Genomic DNA, 17,291 nt, shown 5'->3' with positions numbered 1-17,291 from the left:
CCTTGTCTCTCTAAAAAATAGTTAATTAACATAGAGTCAACTACTAAAATTCAGTTTGCTTACATATTAGTAGAATAGGCTCTTTTTTAATTGTTCATCCAAGGAGGTTGGTGAAAAAGATGAATGGAATCCTGGTTGCGGTCATTGGAATGGTTGTATTTGCTTTAGGCTATCGGTATTATTCAAAGTTTGTGGCAGAAAAGATTTTTCGGCTTGACCCGGACTATGTCACACCTGCGCACAAGTATGAAGATGGGGTTGATTACGTTCCGACAAATAAGTTTGTCCTCTGGGGGCATCATTTTACATCTGTTGCTGGTGCAGCGCCGATACTTGGTCCGGCAATTGCTGTTTATTGGGGGTGGGTACCGGCATTTCTATGGGTGATTTTAGGAACGGTGTTTGCTGCCGGTGTCCACGACTTTGGGACGCTGGTCTTGTCTGTTCGTAACAAAGGACAATCCATTGGGACACTTGCTAATAAGTTGATTGGCCAGCGCGCGAAGATCTTATTTTTATTTATTATTCTTATCCTTGTGTTAATGATTAATGCTGTATTTGCTTGGGTTATTGCTAACTTGTTTATTTCATTCCCGGCAAGTGTACTGCCGATTTTTATTCAAATTCCATTGGCGGTGTGGATTGGCTATGCTGTGTATAAACGAAAACAAAAAATGCTTGTTCCATCGTTAATTGCACTTGCTGTTATGTATTTTGCAGCAATCGTGGCAAGTAAGGTTGATTTTTTGCAAATTGATCTCGTGCAGTATATGGGCGGCGAAAGTGGAACAGGATTGTTTGGCATGGGAGCAGTTTCTACAGCGTTTTTTGTTTGGATTATTATTTTAATGATTTACGTGTATATTGCTTCCACCTTGCCAGTCTGGAAGTTGCTTCAGCCGCGGGATTTTATTAATTCGCACCAACTGGTTGTGGGACTCGCCATCCTTTATTTAGGACTTCTTTTCACCCACCCAACCGTAACAGCACCGGCAACCAATGCAACGTCGGATGTGTCCTGGTTCCCATTGTTATTCATTACAATTGCTTGTGGAGCAATTTCCGGTTTTCATGGGCTTGTTTCATCCGGAACATCATCGAAACAATTAAGTAAGGAACCGCATGCCCGGTTTGTGGGTTATTTTGGTGCAGTTGGGGAAGGGATACTGGCATTAGTATCGATTATTGCGGTTGTTACTTTTTTCGCCAACAAAAGTGAGTTTTTAGCAACGTATACAAGTTTTACGAAAGCCAACGAAATTGGTCTGAACGTATTTGTTGAGGGTGCAAGTAAGCTTGCCAATGGCTTGATGATTCCATCGGATGTCTCCACAACAATTGTCTCCATCATCGTGGTAAGTTTTGCTGCCACAACCTTGGATACGTCGGTTCGGCTGATGCGCTATATTATTGCCGAGCTTGGTGCCGAATACAAAATGCCCGCCCTGACCAAGGCTCACGTTGCAACAACAGTCGCTGTCGTTTCCAGTGCAGCTTTAGTGTTACTGCCGCACGGACCAAAAGGATTCGGATCTGGAGGTTACCTATTATGGCCTTTATTCGGAACATCCAATCAGTTGTTAGCCGGGATAAGTTTGTTACTGATTTCGATTTGGCTCAAACGTCAAGGTAGAAATTATGCTATCACACTGATTCCGATGATCTTTGTGATGTTTATGACACTATATGCAATGTTCCAACAAGTCGTCTTCCAGTGGTCTTGGTTTGGGTCTGAATCAAATACATTATTATTTGTTTTCGGTGCAATTATCTTTGTTTTTGCTATTTGGATCACGTTGACAGCATTTGCAACCCTGACAGGCAAAAAGAATGAACCTTTAAATCCTACTTCAAAATAAAATAAGAAGCATGATTGGAACGGGAAAGGGCCATGTAATAACTGGTCCTTTTCCGATAAGAAGAAAGAAGGGGTATGAAATTGTGTTTGAACAGTTAAAACGACTAGCTGTATTTTACGAAGAGGTGCTCAGTATGCCGCATCGCCAGGAAATTGCCCGGGAACTGCGGAATGAGGATGATTTATTTCTACTATTGCTTTATTCCGAGATGATCGGCATTCCGAATCCGGTCTATTATTATACACTGGAGCTGTATCCCTACATGATAGAAAAATTTCACGATTGGCATTTGCGGATGGGCATGGAGAAATCCCCAATGAGCGGAATTCGTTGTTGTTAAATGAATATGTCGAATTTAAGGAGTCTTTGTGATGCAAGAATTTGAGAAAAATATTATTTTTGTTGGCGGAAAAGGTGGAGTGGGAAAATCGACATCGGCCGCCGCCATTGCTTGGAAAGCTGCCAAAGAAGGATATAAAACATTGCTTGTTTCAACCGATCCCGCTCATAATTTGGGGGATATTTTTGATCAAAAAATAGGTGGCAAACAAACCTGGATTACAAATCAGCTTGCGGCATTGGAAATTGACCCGGAAACGGAGACAAACAACTATATCAAGGGAGTCAAGGAAAATATCAAAGGCGTTGTCCATTCCGGAATGATGGAGGAGGTTCATCGGCAGCTTGATACGGCAAAAGCGTCACCGGGTGCGGATGAAGCTGCGTTATTTGATAAGCTGATAACGATCATTTTGGAAGATAGCAGCAAGTTTGATAAACTTGTTTTCGATACAGCACCAACCGGACATACGATTCGCCTTTTATCGTTACCTGAACTAATGGGAATTTGGATTAAAGGGATGTTGGAGAAGCGTCAGAAAACAAATGAAAATTATACCCAGTTATTACATGATGGAGAACCGGTAGAGGATCCAATTTATGAGGTGCTGAAAACGAGGCAGAAGCGTTTTTCAAAAGCACGCGAGATATTATTGGATGGGAAGAGGACAGGGTTTATTTTTGTGTTAAATCCGGAACGATTGCCGATTTTGGAAACGAGAAAGGCGATCCAATTGCTTGATAAATATCATTTGCATGTGCGAACATTGATCGTGAATAAGGTTTTGCCGAGCGATGCGGACGGTGCCTTTTTATCGCAGCGAAAAGAGCATGAGAAGCAATATCTAAAGATGATTAAGGATACCTTTTTGGATAAGTATCTGCTGTATGTCCCGTTATTCACCCACGATATAACGAGTAAAGAACAACTGGAGAATTTTTTGTGAAAGCATTCTTGTGTGTCGAGCGATAACAAAGGGGGGAGAAAATTCTGCAGACCGTTGTCTTGTTAATGATATCCTGTTTGTTTAGGTGTGTGAATGGGGCTTATTATGTTGCAAGGCGAATGGCACAACAAGACATTCGTGAGCTGGGAAGTTCTAATACCGGTGCACGTAATGCTGGCCGGGTCTCTGGTGGGACAGCATTTGTGTACACGGTGTTTATTGACGCTGGATGTTTTAGTCGCGCATTGACAGGTAAAAAGTTAATATTGTAGTATGATACCTTATACATAGAAAGGATGGTCGCAAAAAATGAAAGCTTTTGTTCATGAAGCTGGAGATCTAATTGTTAAAGATATTGCTGAACCTCAAGCTGGTGATGGAGAAGTTATTGTGCGTATTCGCGTTGCGGGGCTAAACCATCGTGATTTATTCATCTCAACACGCAGGGGAGAGGAGGCCAAGACTTTGGTGCTTGGATCAGATGGTGCTGGTGTGATTGAATCGGTCGGCGCTGGAGTTAGTCAACTTTCTGCGGGTGATAATGTAATCATCAATCCGGCATTGCGCTGGGAAGCGAATAGTGTGGCGCCGCCGGCATCATTTGATATTTTAGGAATGCCTGATGATGGTACGTTTGCAGAGAAAATTGTTCTATCAGCAGACCAGGTGGAAAAAATGCCACAGCACTTGTCATTCGAGGAAGCGGGGGTATTGGCGTTATCGGCTTTAACCGGCTATAGGGCAATGTTTACGAAGGGTGAGCTTAAAGCAGGGCAGACCGTGTTTATCCCTGGTGCAGGAAGTGGCGTGGCGACATATCTCATTTCGTTTGCTAAAGCATTAGGAGCCCGGGTGATTGTTACCTCCCGCAGTGAAGAAAAACGGGAAGCCGCCAAGAAATTGGGTGCAGACATTACCCTTGATACTGCAAGCGATTGGACCGATGAATTAAAAAACGAAACAGTGGATCTGGTTATTGACAGTGTTGGTGCTGCAACCTTTAATCGATCATTGGAGCTATTGAAAAAAGGTGGACGAATCGTGGTCTTTGGCTCGTCAACGGAGGATATGGTTCAGTTGAATTTGCGTGACTTTTTTTATGGTCAGTATCAGTTCATTGGTTCAACGATGGGCAGCAGGGAAGAACTAAGGGAAATGCTGAATTTTATCGCGGAACACGAGATTCATCCGATAGTGGACCGGTCATTCTCTTTAGATGAAGCACAACACGCAATGGATTATCTAGAACAAGGAAAACAGTTTGGTAAAGTAGCTATTCGGATTAGTAAATAATGCGCGTGCAGGTTTGCTTCCATTTGAGAGCGAGAGCCAATTTTATCTTTTCATGTTAGATACACATCGATTGTAAAATAAGGTGTGGGTAAAAGCCCGTCCCATGCCTTATTTAAATCGTTTGAGCAGGAGTTCAAGCATATGACCGATGAAGGCTCCGATTAATCCAATGGCAATTCCACTGAAAATTGGGGTGTTGAAAATAGGTGAGTATTTAGTCAGGAAGCCATCATACCAGTTGATGCCCATATTCATTCCGGTGACCATCCCAATGAAAAAGCCAGTCAAGTAAACCCGTTCCCATCTCTTTTTACCCGAGGAATGGCGATTTAATGAATGAGCGCTGTTAAATGCCTGCCATAGGGCGAAGCAAAAAACGGACGGATAAAATAATCCCCATTCATAATTAACGACTTGGCTTGCCAGGGTAAAATCACCTTTGAATGAATAAAAAAGAGCCAGGTTTAAATTGGTTTTCACATTTAAGATGATTTCCCAGGTCATTAGTATGATACCTAAAAGGAAATCTCTGTTGTATAATTGCCCGAATCCGGGTAAGGCTAATGACCATAGTAAAGCTGCAATCGGTGATTTATTGTTATTGTTTCTTTCCATTTTTAACCTTCTTTATCTCTGTATTAAGGTAAATCATCGAAATCGTTTTCGTTTTGTTTTACCGTAAGCTTTCCCCGCCCAAAAAGAGAGACCTGCTAAAATTGGCAGTGCGGGCAGTAATAAAAGCTTGTTATAGCTGCTTCCTGTTGCCTGATCCGGGGTTGTTTCATCTTCTACCTGAACAAATAATTCCACAAACCATTTAAATACAAGGGCCATCGTTATATAGATCGGCAAAGAAATGATATATTGCCATCGGTATGTAATATACATATCCAGCCATTCGAAAGTGGGTTCCCCAACAAAGGTATAAAAACAGGACGCAAGAATATTTGCGATTGTAAACCCCTTCCAACCCGGAAAAAACTGATAAATTAACATGTACATAACAGGCAGGTACACAAAATCTACTGGAAAATAAGGAGGATTAATCGGAATCAGCTTAACAGGATATCCCCAAAACCCCATAGTGAAGCCGATGGTATCCAGGATACCCGCTGTTAAACTTATCAATGCACCAAACAGGACGATTTGCCGGGCCCGTGCCTTATCCAGAATGAACAACCAAATCAGGATGGGGACAGTAGATAGGCCAACTAATAGCCACCATTTGCCTGTCAGGAAGTTATATTCAAACCAATATTTAATCGTTAAATCGCTTAACGTTTCCTGTGTTTTTGTGATACTTTCATATGGAATATCTCCTCCCTTCGTCATTGTTGCACTCCTTTTTGCTCGTATGTTTAGTAAGCTTTATTACTTTATCCAATAGTCATTCGTTTTATCCCGCCTTAAGGGCAATAGGACACACTTTAGGAGTTTATTTTCTTCTCGCATAAACTGAATCGATTTGGATAAGAATAGGGATAATTTACTCATGTGGGGATGAATATAGTGCAAAATAGCAAGCAAATAAAGGGTGCGGATGTATTTTATGATGAGTTCCATCAGCTGCACAAGGGATTCGGTTCGTACTGGCAAGAAGGGATGTTTTTGCACTGGGAGTGGTGGATTTCCGCCTTATTGGCCGTTGGTGCATGGGTTTTCTGGATCTTTTATCGAAAAAAAGACAGTACCAGCCGGTTGTTATACGCAGGGTTAATTTCAATCAGTATCGGGATATGTTTTGATTATGTGGGTGAAGCACTTGGATTATGGCACTATGCTGTAAAAATATTGCCGACATTTCCTGCTTTTGTGCCATTTCATTTTTGTTTGTTGCCTGTTGTTATCATGTTCCTGATCCAGACGAAGCCTCATATTGCACCGTGGAAGAAAGGAGTCGTATTTAGCCTGCTTACCTCGTATGTGGGTGAGCCCATTTTTGTATGGGCAGGAATTTACGTAATGACTGGCTGGCATTACATTTATTCGTTACCGCTTTATTTTCTGCTCTTTTTGTTTTGTGACGCGATGGCAAAGCGCACATCATTTCAACCAGTATCAAATAATTAATTTATAGGGGTACTATAAGCGCCCCATTGGTTAGTGGGTGCACAAATGCCGGCCCTCAAGTGAGATGGTGGCAAGGGGGAAGACTGTTTTTACCTTGTAGGTAGTCAATAAACAACAGCTTTTACAAACGAATTGAAAGCATTTTAGCAAGTATCATATGTTTTTGATCCATAACCTGTTAAAATAATACAATAGAGAGATAATGTTGCAACAGGGAGGAAGATCAATATGGACCGTTTCCGTACGTTAGTCAATGAATTGGAGCAAAAATTGGGCCGAGAATTATCTGATAAGGAAATCAGGTGGGTTTTATGGATCATTAATCAAGAAAAAGGAAAAAGGATGGAACGTTTATGATGGTCTTGTTCTTGATGGACAGTAACACGATGATTAAAACGGGCAGTAATTGCAAAAACACTATTTAATCTGCCCACCTCCTTAATCTCCTATGGAACTCCTTTTATAACCTTCCCATTTCTAGCAACATCATTTGGACTTCTGCAATGATTTTAACCTATGGCATCCCCTCTTTTCGTTTGCTTTATTTTTGTTCAGGCTTGTGAACTATTCTGATATGGGATCATTAATCCGCGATCAGTTATTTCTTGTTCAATTAAAGTACAGAAATCTTGATCCAGATTTAATTCCATCGCCTTGATAAAAGCCTCAACTAATAAATCATTGGACATACCTTTTAGGCTTTCCATTTGGAAGACATCCTCCTAACTCTTCAACAGTGAAGTAATGGTGTATGATTAACAAGATATTTCCAAAATGAGAGAAAGGAGATGGACATTAATTTATCGTAATATAGGTGATGATGAATATACAAGAATCGACAGACAATGTAAAACCCTTCCAGGTAATATCACCTAGGAGGGCTGCTTTTTTTCAAGCGTACGGTAATAAGTGAAAATAATTTTATCTAAATCAGAGCGCAATTTGCTGTTCGGGCGATATTGCATCATGTCCAGCATCTCACCTAATTCATATTTGTCCAGCTCAATCCACAGTTTTTCGTTTTCCATACGGCTAAATTTCATCTAATGTAACCCCCTATATATCTTTTTTAGTATCACTTACCACTTTTCATCAACCGGTAAACCTCTTTAAAATAATCCAACCAGTTTTATTTAAAGATATAAAAAGAATGAACAAGACAAAATCGTCTCATTCATTCAGATATGGTGTAATCGTGGTGAGCGTTTGTTCCAATTTCTTACTGTTACGTTGATACAATTGTTTTGCTTGTTCATTTTCAGTTTGCAAAGCGAATAGCTCTAAATCGGCCTGGCATTTTTTTAATGTTGCAAGCAGCAGTGGCTTCTCACTGGGGCTTGGTATAGCAAGCTTGTCATCATATAAGTCAACCGTCAGCTGTCCATCACTATCCACCTCGCCAAGGAAGACATTCTCAATGCTGACATTTAATTTATCCAATTCCGTCTCGAGCCAATTTACATTTAAAGAAAGGTTTGTTAAGGGCTCAAGCAATATCTCGCCATCCATAATGACCGTCTCTGCCTGTTTATCGGGAGGGACCTTTAAACCAAGGATTTTAGCCGTAATTGGCCGATTTTCCTTTTTGGGGAGGACGCTTAACGTACCAGAGGGTTCAAGGACAGCAAATTCCACATCTGCTGCTCGGAAAACATTTTTATCCCGTAAACTTTCTTGTAGATCATCAATACTAAATCGTTCTTTCTTTAAATTTTCCTCCATAATTTTTCCATTTTGAATCAGAACAGTACTTTTTCCTTGGACAATATTGCGCAGTGTTTTACTTTTGAGGGAGAAAAATTCGATTGAAAATGGAATAATAAACCACAAGAATGCGGACATTGCCCCATAAATAAGATTAGAATTTAATTCGGTTGCATGGACGGCAATAATATCCCCGATAACGATTCCAGTTATATATTCAAATACGTTCATTTCCGATAGCTGTTTTTTTCCTAACCCCTTTGTGATAAGAAAAAGGGCAACAATCGTGATTAATGTTCTGACAATAATCTCTAATGGGTCCGGTAATGGCATAATACATGTTCCTTTCTTGTATGAGCTTAACGAACATCCGTAATGATTTGAATGTCAGGATTTGTATTGTGGTTCTTCCATTCCTAATCGTGTTATCTGCTGTTGCAAATCATCTTTTATTTCGCCAACGATTTTTTTCGTGTTTTCAAAAACCGCTTTTGTTTCTTGATCTTTTGTTTTATTTGCTAATATCTCCAGCGCAGCTTCTGCACCTTTAATGGAGGAATAACAGCCCTTAACCTGTGAACCTACTGTCATAACAATCATCCCTTCTGCGTTGTTTGTTCACTTTGGATAAACATTTACCCTTTTGGTTTAAAGATCAGCGCACCAATCATTCCAAAAATAATGGCTGCCGATATACCGGAGCTGGTTACCTCAAACATTCCGGTCAGAACGCCAATTATTCCGTGGGCTTCTGCCTCAGCCATCGCCCCATGGACAAGTGAATTTCCAAAACTCAATATTGGTACGGTCGCACCAGCGCCTGCAAAGTTGATCAATGGTTCATATAATCCAAATCCATCTAATAACGCGCCGGCCACAACCATGATACTTAATGTATGACCAGGGGAGAGTTTAAACACGTCAAACATGATTTGTCCAATGACGCAAAACGCTCCTCCTATGACAAATGCCCATAAAAAGATCATGATTCATCACTCCCATTTTCTATTGATACAGCGTGGGCAATGCATGGAATTGACTGCTTTTGTTGTACGCTGAAAGGGGAGTGGAGGGAACCTGTAGCGACAACTAATATACGCCTAAATTCGCCATCTCGCATCCGGTTCATAAAGTGTCCATAGGTAACAACCGATGAACAAGCAGCACCACTGGCACCCGCTTGAACTGGTTGATCTTCCCGGTAAATCGTTAGTCCGCAATCGACGTATTTTTGATCCTCTAGTTGTAATCCGGACTGCTTTAACAGGTCTAATGATACTTGTCGGCCGACATGTCCTAAATCACCGGTAATGATAAGGTCATAATAGGATGGATCAATATTGCGTTCCTTAAAATGAGCCATTATCGTATCCACAGCAGCTGGAGCCATCGCACCACCCATATTAAAGGGATCTGTCATCCCCATATCAACAACTTTTCCAATAGTTGCAGATGTTACTGTTGGGCCAGATCCACTTTTTGCCACTAAAGCAACTCCAGCACCAGTTACAGTCCACTGAGCAGTGGGAGGCTTTTGTCCGCCGTATTCGGTCGGATAGCGAAACTGTCTTTCTGTTGCCGAGTTGTGGCTGGCAGTTCCGCTAAGAACATAATTTGCACCATTACTGTTGATAAGAAGTGCAGATAAGGCCAGGCTTTCCATTGAGGTCGCACAAGCATTAAACAAGCCAAAATATGGTGCATTGATTGTTTTTGCTGCAAAACTGGTAGGTGTAATTTGGTTAATCAAATCGCCGCTAAGGAAAAACTCAACCTGTTCCTTTTCAATGGGGCTGTTTTTAATGGCAAACTGGCATGCTTCTTCCAGCATTTTTTGTTGAGCTTGTTCAAAAGACTTTTGTTTTAACCAAGTGTCCTCATGGAGGAGGTCAAAGTCTTTTGGGATTTTTCCTTCTGCTTCAAATGGCCCGCCGACCGTTCCAGTCGAGAGAATAACGGGTTTATTTTCAAATATCCAGGTTCGATGTCCCGTTAGCATTATAATCCACCCCATTGTATAAAAATGGTTTTAATCAAGGCGATAACAAATGCAGCAAACACTCCAAACAGAATTACTGATCCTGCCAATTTAAACATGTTGCCTCCGACTCCAAGGACAAAACCTTCTGAACGATGTTCAATCGCGGCTGCAATGACAGAATTACCAAATCCGGTCACCGGAATAGCCGATCCCGCACCGGCAAATTGACCAATTCGATCGTAAATACCAAATCCAGTTAACAGCATCGTAATAAAAATAAGCGTTGCGGTAGTTGGGTTTCCGGCAGTTTGTTCAGTGAAGTCAAAGTAGTAAATATAGAAAGTTGCAATAAGCTGGCCGATAAAACAGATAAACCCACCTACGAAAAATGCTTTAATACAGTTTTTTAAGATCGGACGTTTTACTTCACGCGCCTGCTGGAATGATTGATATTTCTGTGATGCAGGAGGTGAATTTTTCTTTTTCTTATCTGCCATATTGATCACCCTTTTCTTCAAAAATTAGCTATTTCACATTAATGCCGTACCCCTAACTCATTTATGGTCAGGTTTTCTCTCTGCTTAGATGCAGAATATGCTTCACTTGTTTTTCCAGTTTGGTATTGGAGATCTGATTATGGTTGATAGCATTCTCAAGTTCGTCCAGTTCAATCCACATTTTCTGATCTGTTGATACGTTAGTCTGAAACTTTGGAAATTTTTCTTTCAATGTTTTTGCATATTTTTTTTGCAACTTTTCTAGCTGAAATCGCTTGTTGTGGTGTACTTGAATAGCCGTAATGAGGTATTTAGACGTATTAACGGCTTTAATGGATTTAATTTCTTCATATTTACTTAACCTTTTTTTTGCCTCATTAGCCGCATCCTGATCGATAAAATCATCGGAAGCTGTCTTCGTATACTTTGTAAATTCTACATTTTCATCGTTATTCGCCGATTCATTACTAGGGTTGACAGGATTATTTTGTGAACATCCGAATAGAATAAAAAGAAAGGTCGTTAAAATAGTGACACGTTTTATTACCTTCAATTCTCATCACCTCTTATGTAAAACCAGGGCTTCATGAAAACAAGCCCTGGAATTTGACAGTGTTTTTAAGCGGATTAACTAGTGATTACTGTTTATATTGTGGTTCTTCCTGCTCGATTTGTTGAACACGTGGCTCCACGGTCTGTAATAGCGTTTGGGTTTGCTGTGCAGCGTTTTGATAAAGCTGTTTTGCTTGTTTGTTTTCTGTTTGCAATGCGAATTGTTCAAAGCTTGCTTGAGCACTTTTTAATCCAGCAATGGTTTGTTTCACCTGAGAAGCGACAGTCACGTAAATTCCTCCTTTTTTTAAGAACCATCACTAGTTATGATTGTTTTTTTTACGGTAAATATACGCTTTATTTTTTCTTAGAGAAGTTAATTATTGTATTGGGAAATGAACTGAGAAAGGTTGAGGCTATGGAGAAACTAAAAAAAATAAACAGACAAAATCGTCATTCTGAAAAAATTAAAAGCATCGTCTGCGCTGACGATGCTTTTAAATGGAAATGTTGTTTTAAAATAGCGGAAGAATATAATGAATTAAAAACCACAAGACGCCAAAGAAGATGATCAAATAAGTGAGATATTTGATGAAGGCAACCCCAACTTTGCTGGAATCAGATTTCTTTTCTTTTCGCTCAACCTCTACATCATTATCTTTCATGCCATCACCTCCACTCTATGTTGTGTATGTTATTCCATACCCGGTCATACATGAATGAAACAACAAGGAAATGTGATTTTAATCATATTTTTGTTTTCGAATACGCGTTATAATAGTCATAGTCTAAACATGCAGTTGACTCCCGCTTATCTTTTTGTTTTCACCTCAACCTTGAAGTGGGACGATATTGGCTGTTAAGCGCAGGGAAATTGAATTCATATTCAATAATGGATATTTTTGTTACACTAAATGAAGATAACATTTGACGGAAGGGTTTGATATAGATGGTGGAAAGAAGAAAACCAATTCCAGTTGGAGAAGCTGTAGATCGTGTTATGCAATATGGAAAACAGGGAGAAACAGAAGTAATTCCCCTGGAGAGTTGTGATAACAGGAGACTTGCTGAACCAATTATTGCCAAGCATCCCGTGCCTCCATTTGATAAATCACCCTATGATGGGTTTGCATTACGGTCTATTGATACAAAAGAGGGTTCAAGGAATCATCCGTTAGAATTGGAAGTAGTGGAACATATTGGTGCAGGGCAAGTCCCAAGCAAAGCGTTAGAACCCGGGCAGGCAACAAGGATCATGACCGGTGCTAAGATTCCCAATGGGGCTGATTGCGTTGCCATGTTTGAGGTTTGCCAGACATATGAAGCGAACGGTAAAAACTTTATGTCGATTAAACGTAAATTAAACGCTGGTACAAATATCATTTCCCAAGGATCAGAGGTTGCCGAAAAAGAAATAATGGTTGAAGCCGGAACAATGATCAATCCGGGCGTTAAAGCATTACTCGCTACGTTTGGATACAGTAGCATCAAGGTGGTTAAAAAACCGGTTGTCGGTGTTATTGCAACGGGAACGGAATTATTGGACGTTGATGAAGAATTACGGCCGGGTAAGATCCGCAATTCCAACGCTTATATGATCATGTCCCAGATCAAACGTGCAGGGGGTGAGTGCCGTTATTTTGGTAAACTTGCCGATGAATTTGATTCCAGCTATGAAACAATTGCCAAGGCACTAGATCAGGTAGATATGCTAATTACCACTGGTGGCGTTTCTGTTGGTGACTTTGATTTGATGCCGGCGATTTATGAGAAGTTAGGTGCAGACGTGCTTTTTAATAAAATTGCGATGCGGCCTGGCAGTGTGACCACTGTTGCGGTTCATGACGGAAGAATCTTATATGGTCTGTCCGGTAATCCGTCCGCTTGTTATGTTGGCTTCGAATTATATACGAGGCCAATCGTGCAACAGTATTTAGGAAACACAAAGCCGTATTTAAAACGGGTAACCGCAACATTACAGGAGGATTTTCCAAAACCAAACCCATTTACCCGATTTGTGCGCAGTTATCTTACATATGAGGATTCGATATTTGGGGTTAAACCAGCAGGAATGGACAAATCCAATGTCGTGTCTTCATTAGCATTTACGAATGCACTAATGGTATTGCCAGGCGGAACAAGAGGCTATACAGCAGGAACAGCCGTTGATGTATTGCTGCTCAACGATACAGAGGGTCAAGCAGACTTTTAAAAGGAGTGTCATAAATAAATGGTGGAACAAACAGCACCAATCACCGATGTGTTTGACAGGGCATTAAGGGATTTACGTATTTCTGTGATTGATAAATGTAATTTTCGGTGTACGTATTGTATGCCTAAGGAGATTTTTGGCGATGATTATGCCTTTTTGCCCGAAAGTGAATTATTGAACTTTGAGGAAATTATCCGGGTTGCGACGTCATTTGCAAACCTTGGAGTCGAGAAAATTCGTATTACAGGTGGGGAACCACTACTAAGAAAGAATCTCGATCAATTAATTGCCAAACTAATTGCTATTGACGGAATTACGGATATTGCGCTTACCACAAACGGAATTCTGCTGCCAAAACGAGCAGCTAAATTAAAAGAAGCAGGTCTTAAGCGTGTTAATATTAGTCTTGATGCGATTGAGGATGAGGTATTTACGAAAATTAATGGCCGTGGGGTTCCCATTCGCCCTGTATTGCGTGGAATAGAGGCTGCCCAGCAAGCAGGGTTGACTGTTAAAATAAATATGGTTGTTAAAAAGGGTATGAATGAAAATCAAATTTTGCCAATGGCGCGCTATTTTAAAGGTAAAGACATTATTTTACGATATATTGAGTTTATGGATGTTGGCAACCATAACGGCTGGGATTTGAACAATGTCATCTCTAAAAAGCAGATAATTGATCAAATTCATCAGGAAATGCCATTGGAAGCAGCGGAAGAAAACTACTATGGTGAGGTTGCTTCTCGGTTTCGCTACAAGGACGGAGAAGGTGAAATAGGGGTTATTTCCTCCGTTACGGATTCATTTTGTGGCACCTGTACTCGAATTCGCCTGTCAGCAGATGGAAAATTATATACGTGTCTGTTTGCATCGAATGGGTATGATTTACGGTCCAGGTTACGAGCGGGACTAACAGATGATGAATTACAAACGAATTTATCGAAACTTTGGCAGCGCAGAAGGGATCGTTATTCAGACGAAAGGGCAGAAAAGAAACATGAAAACCGTAAGAAAATAGAGATGTCATATATTGGTGGCTAGGTGACAAGAATATGGGAAGGGACTGGATGGATGAAAACATTTAAATTGAAGAAGCTTGAGATTCTTGAAAGTGTTGATGAAGACATCATCCTGCATGAAATCCCGTTACAAGATGGCTTAATTATTAATAAAGAGGATGAGCATGACCATTGGCTGATTGAGGCATTTTTAGAGAATACGTATCAAACGTTTTTTCAGGAATTAGCCGATAAGAAGGATCAGATCATGCTTCAGGTTAAAATTACCAAGGAAAGCAATGCACCAGCGACCTTTATTACATCGATTATTGGTATCAACGAGATTGGTGATTACATCAATACGCTATTTCTCGGGACGATTGTCGACAGGCAAAAGGGAATGGTAAAGGAACTATTACGCAAGCTTGTAGAAGAGGGATATCAGGGGGAATCCTTAATAACTAAATTTAAGGAAATGATATAGGAGCCGGACGTGGCTTGACTGATTTATCTAGTTATCCACTACCGCAACATTTTATAATTTCCTAGACGACAGCAATGCCTGGATGACGACAAAACGTTGGAATTCAGGCATTTTTAAGTGTTCATTTTTTGAATAGGGAATCTAAAATGGTAAAGCCTAACGTGGATACTATGTCTGAAATGGAGTGACAGCATATGCCATATCGAGAGCAGATTCCGGTTGATAAAGGGTTAGATAACACGATATCTTTTTTATTAGAGGGATATCTTTATATATCAAATCGAACGAAGCGCTATCATCGGAATATGTTTGCGACACGTTTGCTTGGGGGGAAACAAGTAGTTTGTATGCTTGGTGAGGAGGCCGCCAAAGTATTTTATGATGAAGAAAGGTTTAAACGGCAGGGTGCTGCCCCAAAACGGTTGCTACAAACGTTATTTGGTGAGGATGGGGTCCAAACGCTGGATAATGACACACACCGGCTTCGCAAAGGACTTTTTATGTCGTTGATGACAGCGGAACGTTTACAGGATATTGCTGCGATTGTAAAAGCCCAATGGAATGTTTCCTTGAAAAAATGGGGTAACATGAACAAGATAGAGCTATATGACGAGGCAAAGGAAATAATGACATGGTCAGCTTGTAGCTGGGCTGGCGTACCACTAACGGATTCAGTATTGAACGATATGACCGCTTGGTTAAGTTCAATGTTTGAAGCTGGAGGTGTTGTAGGCCCTAGACATTGGCGTGGAAAAGTGGGGCGTAATCAGGCGGAACAGTGGGTGGAACGGCTGATTACGGATGTTCGAAATGGTCAGCTGGAGGTTGCTGAGGGAAAGGCATTGTCGAAAATCGCCTTGTATCTGGACCGCAATGGGGATCTTTTGGAACCGAAAATTGCTGCTGTGGAATTAATTAACATTTTACGACCGATCGTTGCCATTTCGGTTTATGTTGCATTTTGCGCATTGGCTTTATATGAACATCCACAGGCCAAGGAACAGTTGGTAAATGGAACGGATGATGATTATCGTATGTTTGTCCAGGAGGTCCGTCGTTATTATCCTTTTTTCCCAACTGCGATCGCTAAAGCTCGTAAAGATTTCTTGTGGAATGGCCATGATTTTCGAAAAGGGACTCTTGTTTTGTTAGATCTTTACGGAACAAACCATGATGCGAACCATTGGAAAAGACCACATGAATTTAAGCCGGAACGATTTAAGAATAGGAAGGGAACTCCATTTGATTTCATTCCTCAGGGTGGGGGCGATTACTATAAAAATCATCGTTGTCCCGGAGAATGGTTGACGATTAATGTGATGCAAGCGTGCTTAGATATGCTGGTGAACCAGATGGATTATCACGTGCCTAAACAGAATTTGCGGTTTAGTATGACCAGATTTCCGAGCCTGCCAAAGAGTCGATTTATCATGATGGAGGTTAGGGCTAAGTAAGTCGGTTGGATGGAATTTTGAGATAATAGGGTTTTTGAAAGTCACAATAAGCCAAAGTAACTAGGAAAAGGATTTTTATCAAGTGTATGAAGGGTATGAACCCAGCAAAGTAGCTGAAAAAAGGCGCTTCATCAAAAGAATGAAGAGCCAAATGAAATCAAATACCGATAACAAGAGCAGTTCAGTGTGTTATTAAACAGCACGAACGCTCTAGTTTTATTTTGATTATAATTCTTTTGCTGAAAAAGGGAGGAATAACTTGATGCCACGTCGGTTAAACGGCAGCAATTTGCTATCTGCTATTAAATGACTGATGTAACCGGCAAGACAGGTATGATAAACACCGTTCAGCCCAACGGAGACTTCCAATTTAGCTGCAATCATGCCAAAGAAAATAACTCCCAGTATCGAGTGAGTGTAACTTCGATGGGAAACAAAGGAGGCGATGAGAATAAAAATACCTAATAACCATAACCATGATTCTTGCAGTGAAAGTCCTGCTGCGATTACTCCAACCGCAGACATGGTTAACATATGCCGCTGTCTAATGGACGATGATAGAATGATGATGCCTAAACCAATCCCAGCGCTGATATACTTCTCTGTATCCACTCCTTCATAAAAACTATAAAAGATCATTAGCATTCCGATAAATTGAGCAATTCGCCGAATTACCTTATGTGAGAACGTGATTTTTCCACTAAGCTTACCATCGATGTCAAGATCAGGCATCAATGCCGAGATACCGCCTAACCCGACGAATATAAGCGTTGACGATGGAGATGTTTGCAATGTGTTTGCTATGATAAATCCCGCTGCTCCTCCAATTGTCGCGTGTGCTGTGCCATTCATTGTTGTATCACCTCTATTGCTTTTTCAGTGGACTCCACTGAATGAAGTT

At 40.7% G+C, this 17,291-nt stretch carries 24 protein-coding genes; 11 read left to right on the top strand and 13 right to left on the bottom strand.

Annotated features, from left to right (window positions below; translation table 11 throughout):
• Positions 1-119 precede the first annotated feature (119 nt).
• The 5 genes from WMZ97_RS03320 (at position 120) to WMZ97_RS03300 (ending at position 4,438) form a co-directional block, all read left to right on the top strand.
• On the top strand, positions 120-1,859 hold the full coding sequence (locus WMZ97_RS03320) for a carbon starvation CstA family protein (RefSeq protein WP_343270793.1): 1,740 nt from the start codon (positions 120-122) through the stop codon (positions 1,857-1,859).
• A gap of 82 nt (positions 1,860-1,941) precedes the next feature.
• Positions 1,942-2,199: a cory-CC-star protein gene (locus WMZ97_RS03315; protein ID WP_343270637.1), complete on the top strand. Its 258-nt coding sequence runs from the start codon at positions 1,942-1,944 to the stop codon at positions 2,197-2,199.
• A 31-nt stretch (positions 2,200-2,230) separates the two neighbouring features.
• Positions 2,231-3,145: an ArsA family ATPase gene (locus WMZ97_RS03310; RefSeq protein ID WP_343270636.1), complete on the top strand. Its 915-nt coding sequence runs from the start codon at positions 2,231-2,233 to the stop codon at positions 3,143-3,145.
• A gap of 65 nt (positions 3,146-3,210) precedes the next feature.
• A complete protein-coding gene (locus WMZ97_RS03305; protein WP_343270792.1) occupies positions 3,211-3,417 on the top strand; it encodes a glycerol-3-phosphate acyltransferase in 207 nt (68 codons plus the stop codon).
• A 37-nt stretch (positions 3,418-3,454) separates the two neighbouring features.
• Positions 3,455-4,438, top strand: coding sequence for a zinc-binding dehydrogenase (locus WMZ97_RS03300; RefSeq protein ID WP_343270635.1), 984 nt, complete (start codon positions 3,455-3,457; stop codon positions 4,436-4,438).
• Between the two features lie 108 nt (positions 4,439-4,546).
• On the opposite strand, the gene WMZ97_RS03295 is transcribed toward WMZ97_RS03300, so the two are convergent.
• Together WMZ97_RS03295 and WMZ97_RS03290 are read right to left on the bottom strand one after the other, a co-directional pair.
• Positions 4,547-5,053 carry a hypothetical protein gene (locus WMZ97_RS03295; protein WP_343270634.1) on the bottom strand — a complete coding sequence of 169 codons (507 nt, stop codon included), beginning with the start codon at positions 5,051-5,053 and terminating at the stop codon, positions 4,547-4,549.
• Between the two features lie 33 nt (positions 5,054-5,086).
• Positions 5,087-5,770, bottom strand: coding sequence for a CBO0543 family protein (locus WMZ97_RS03290; protein WP_343270633.1), 684 nt, complete (start codon positions 5,768-5,770; stop codon positions 5,087-5,089).
• Between the two features lie 177 nt (positions 5,771-5,947).
• Between WMZ97_RS03290 and WMZ97_RS03285 the strand changes: the two genes are divergently transcribed.
• Together WMZ97_RS03285 and WMZ97_RS03280 are read left to right on the top strand one after the other, a co-directional pair.
• Positions 5,948-6,508 carry a CBO0543 family protein gene (locus tag WMZ97_RS03285; RefSeq protein WP_343270632.1) on the top strand — a complete coding sequence of 187 codons (561 nt, stop codon included), beginning with the start codon at positions 5,948-5,950 and terminating at the stop codon, positions 6,506-6,508.
• A gap of 228 nt (positions 6,509-6,736) precedes the next feature.
• Entirely contained in the window at positions 6,737-6,865 is a 129-nt protein-coding gene (locus tag WMZ97_RS03280) for a hypothetical protein (protein WP_343270631.1), read from the top strand.
• Between the two features lie 194 nt (positions 6,866-7,059).
• Here the strand turns inward: WMZ97_RS03280 and sda are convergent, their stop codons facing one another.
• From sda to WMZ97_RS03230, 10 genes are all read right to left on the bottom strand, one after another.
• Complete coding sequence (gene sda / locus WMZ97_RS03275; protein WP_343270630.1) at positions 7,060-7,215, bottom strand: sporulation histidine kinase inhibitor Sda; 156 nt, start codon at positions 7,213-7,215, stop codon at positions 7,060-7,062.
• Positions 7,216-7,380: 165 nt separating this feature from the next.
• Positions 7,381-7,551 (bottom strand): hypothetical protein, encoded by a 171-nt coding sequence (locus WMZ97_RS03270; protein WP_343270629.1) that lies wholly within the window; start codon positions 7,549-7,551, stop codon positions 7,381-7,383.
• Positions 7,552-7,678: 127 nt separating this feature from the next.
• On the bottom strand, positions 7,679-8,545 hold the full coding sequence (locus WMZ97_RS03265) for a DUF421 domain-containing protein (RefSeq protein WP_343270628.1): 867 nt from the start codon (positions 8,543-8,545) through the stop codon (positions 7,679-7,681).
• A gap of 54 nt (positions 8,546-8,599) precedes the next feature.
• Positions 8,600-8,803 (bottom strand): DUF1657 domain-containing protein, encoded by a 204-nt coding sequence (locus WMZ97_RS03260; RefSeq protein WP_343270627.1) that lies wholly within the window; start codon positions 8,801-8,803, stop codon positions 8,600-8,602.
• Between the two features lie 44 nt (positions 8,804-8,847).
• Positions 8,848-9,198: a stage V sporulation protein AE gene (gene spoVAE, locus WMZ97_RS03255; RefSeq protein ID WP_343270626.1), complete on the bottom strand. Its 351-nt coding sequence runs from the start codon at positions 9,196-9,198 to the stop codon at positions 8,848-8,850.
• Complete coding sequence (gene spoVAD / locus WMZ97_RS03250) at positions 9,195-10,211, bottom strand: stage V sporulation protein AD (RefSeq protein WP_343270625.1); 1,017 nt, start codon at positions 10,209-10,211, stop codon at positions 9,195-9,197. Before spoVAD ends, spoVAE begins: the two co-directional genes overlap by 4 nt.
• The gene (gene spoVAC / locus WMZ97_RS03245; RefSeq protein WP_343270624.1) at positions 10,211-10,690 is read right to left on the bottom strand and encodes a stage V sporulation protein AC; all 480 of its coding nucleotides are present in this window, start codon (positions 10,688-10,690) and stop codon (positions 10,211-10,213) included. Before spoVAC ends, spoVAD begins: the two co-directional genes overlap by 1 nt.
• A gap of 67 nt (positions 10,691-10,757) precedes the next feature.
• On the bottom strand, positions 10,758-11,243 hold the full coding sequence (locus WMZ97_RS03240; RefSeq protein ID WP_343270623.1) for a hypothetical protein: 486 nt from the start codon (positions 11,241-11,243) through the stop codon (positions 10,758-10,760).
• An 85-nt stretch (positions 11,244-11,328) separates the two neighbouring features.
• Complete coding sequence (locus tag WMZ97_RS03235; RefSeq protein ID WP_343270622.1) at positions 11,329-11,532, bottom strand: DUF1657 domain-containing protein; 204 nt, start codon at positions 11,530-11,532, stop codon at positions 11,329-11,331.
• Between the two features lie 225 nt (positions 11,533-11,757).
• Positions 11,758-11,907, bottom strand: a complete 150-nt coding sequence (locus WMZ97_RS03230) for a hypothetical protein (RefSeq protein WP_343270621.1) — start codon at positions 11,905-11,907, stop codon at positions 11,758-11,760.
• A gap of 284 nt (positions 11,908-12,191) precedes the next feature.
• On the opposite strand from WMZ97_RS03230, the gene WMZ97_RS03225 reads away from it, so the two are divergent.
• The 4 genes from WMZ97_RS03225 to WMZ97_RS03210 all read left to right on the top strand — a co-directional run bounded on the left by WMZ97_RS03225 (position 12,192) and on the right by WMZ97_RS03210 (position 16,390).
• A complete protein-coding gene (locus WMZ97_RS03225; RefSeq protein WP_343270620.1) occupies positions 12,192-13,454 on the top strand; it encodes a molybdopterin molybdotransferase MoeA in 1,263 nt (420 codons plus the stop codon).
• A gap of 21 nt (positions 13,455-13,475) precedes the next feature.
• Positions 13,476-14,495: a GTP 3',8-cyclase MoaA gene (moaA, locus tag WMZ97_RS03220; protein ID WP_405027652.1), complete on the top strand. Its 1,020-nt coding sequence runs from the start codon at positions 13,476-13,478 to the stop codon at positions 14,493-14,495.
• Between the two features lie 30 nt (positions 14,496-14,525).
• Entirely contained in the window at positions 14,526-14,936 is a 411-nt protein-coding gene (locus tag WMZ97_RS03215) for a YwpF family protein (RefSeq protein WP_343270618.1), read from the top strand.
• A gap of 194 nt (positions 14,937-15,130) precedes the next feature.
• The gene (locus WMZ97_RS03210) at positions 15,131-16,390 is read left to right on the top strand and encodes a cytochrome P450 (protein ID WP_343270617.1); all 1,260 of its coding nucleotides are present in this window, start codon (positions 15,131-15,133) and stop codon (positions 16,388-16,390) included.
• A 225-nt stretch (positions 16,391-16,615) separates the two neighbouring features.
• On the opposite strand, the gene WMZ97_RS03205 is transcribed toward WMZ97_RS03210, so the two are convergent.
• Positions 16,616-17,242 carry a metal-dependent hydrolase gene (locus tag WMZ97_RS03205; protein WP_343270616.1) on the bottom strand — a complete coding sequence of 209 codons (627 nt, stop codon included), beginning with the start codon at positions 17,240-17,242 and terminating at the stop codon, positions 16,616-16,618.
• Positions 17,243-17,291: the final 49 nt, after the last annotated feature.

Source organism: Lentibacillus songyuanensis, from assembly GCF_039548255.1.
Lineage (GTDB): Bacteria > Bacillota > Bacilli > Bacillales > Amphibacillaceae > Lentibacillus_C > Lentibacillus_C songyuanensis.
The sequence above is the reverse complement of the archived record's forward strand: the minus strand, read 5'-3'. Positions and strand labels throughout refer to the sequence as shown.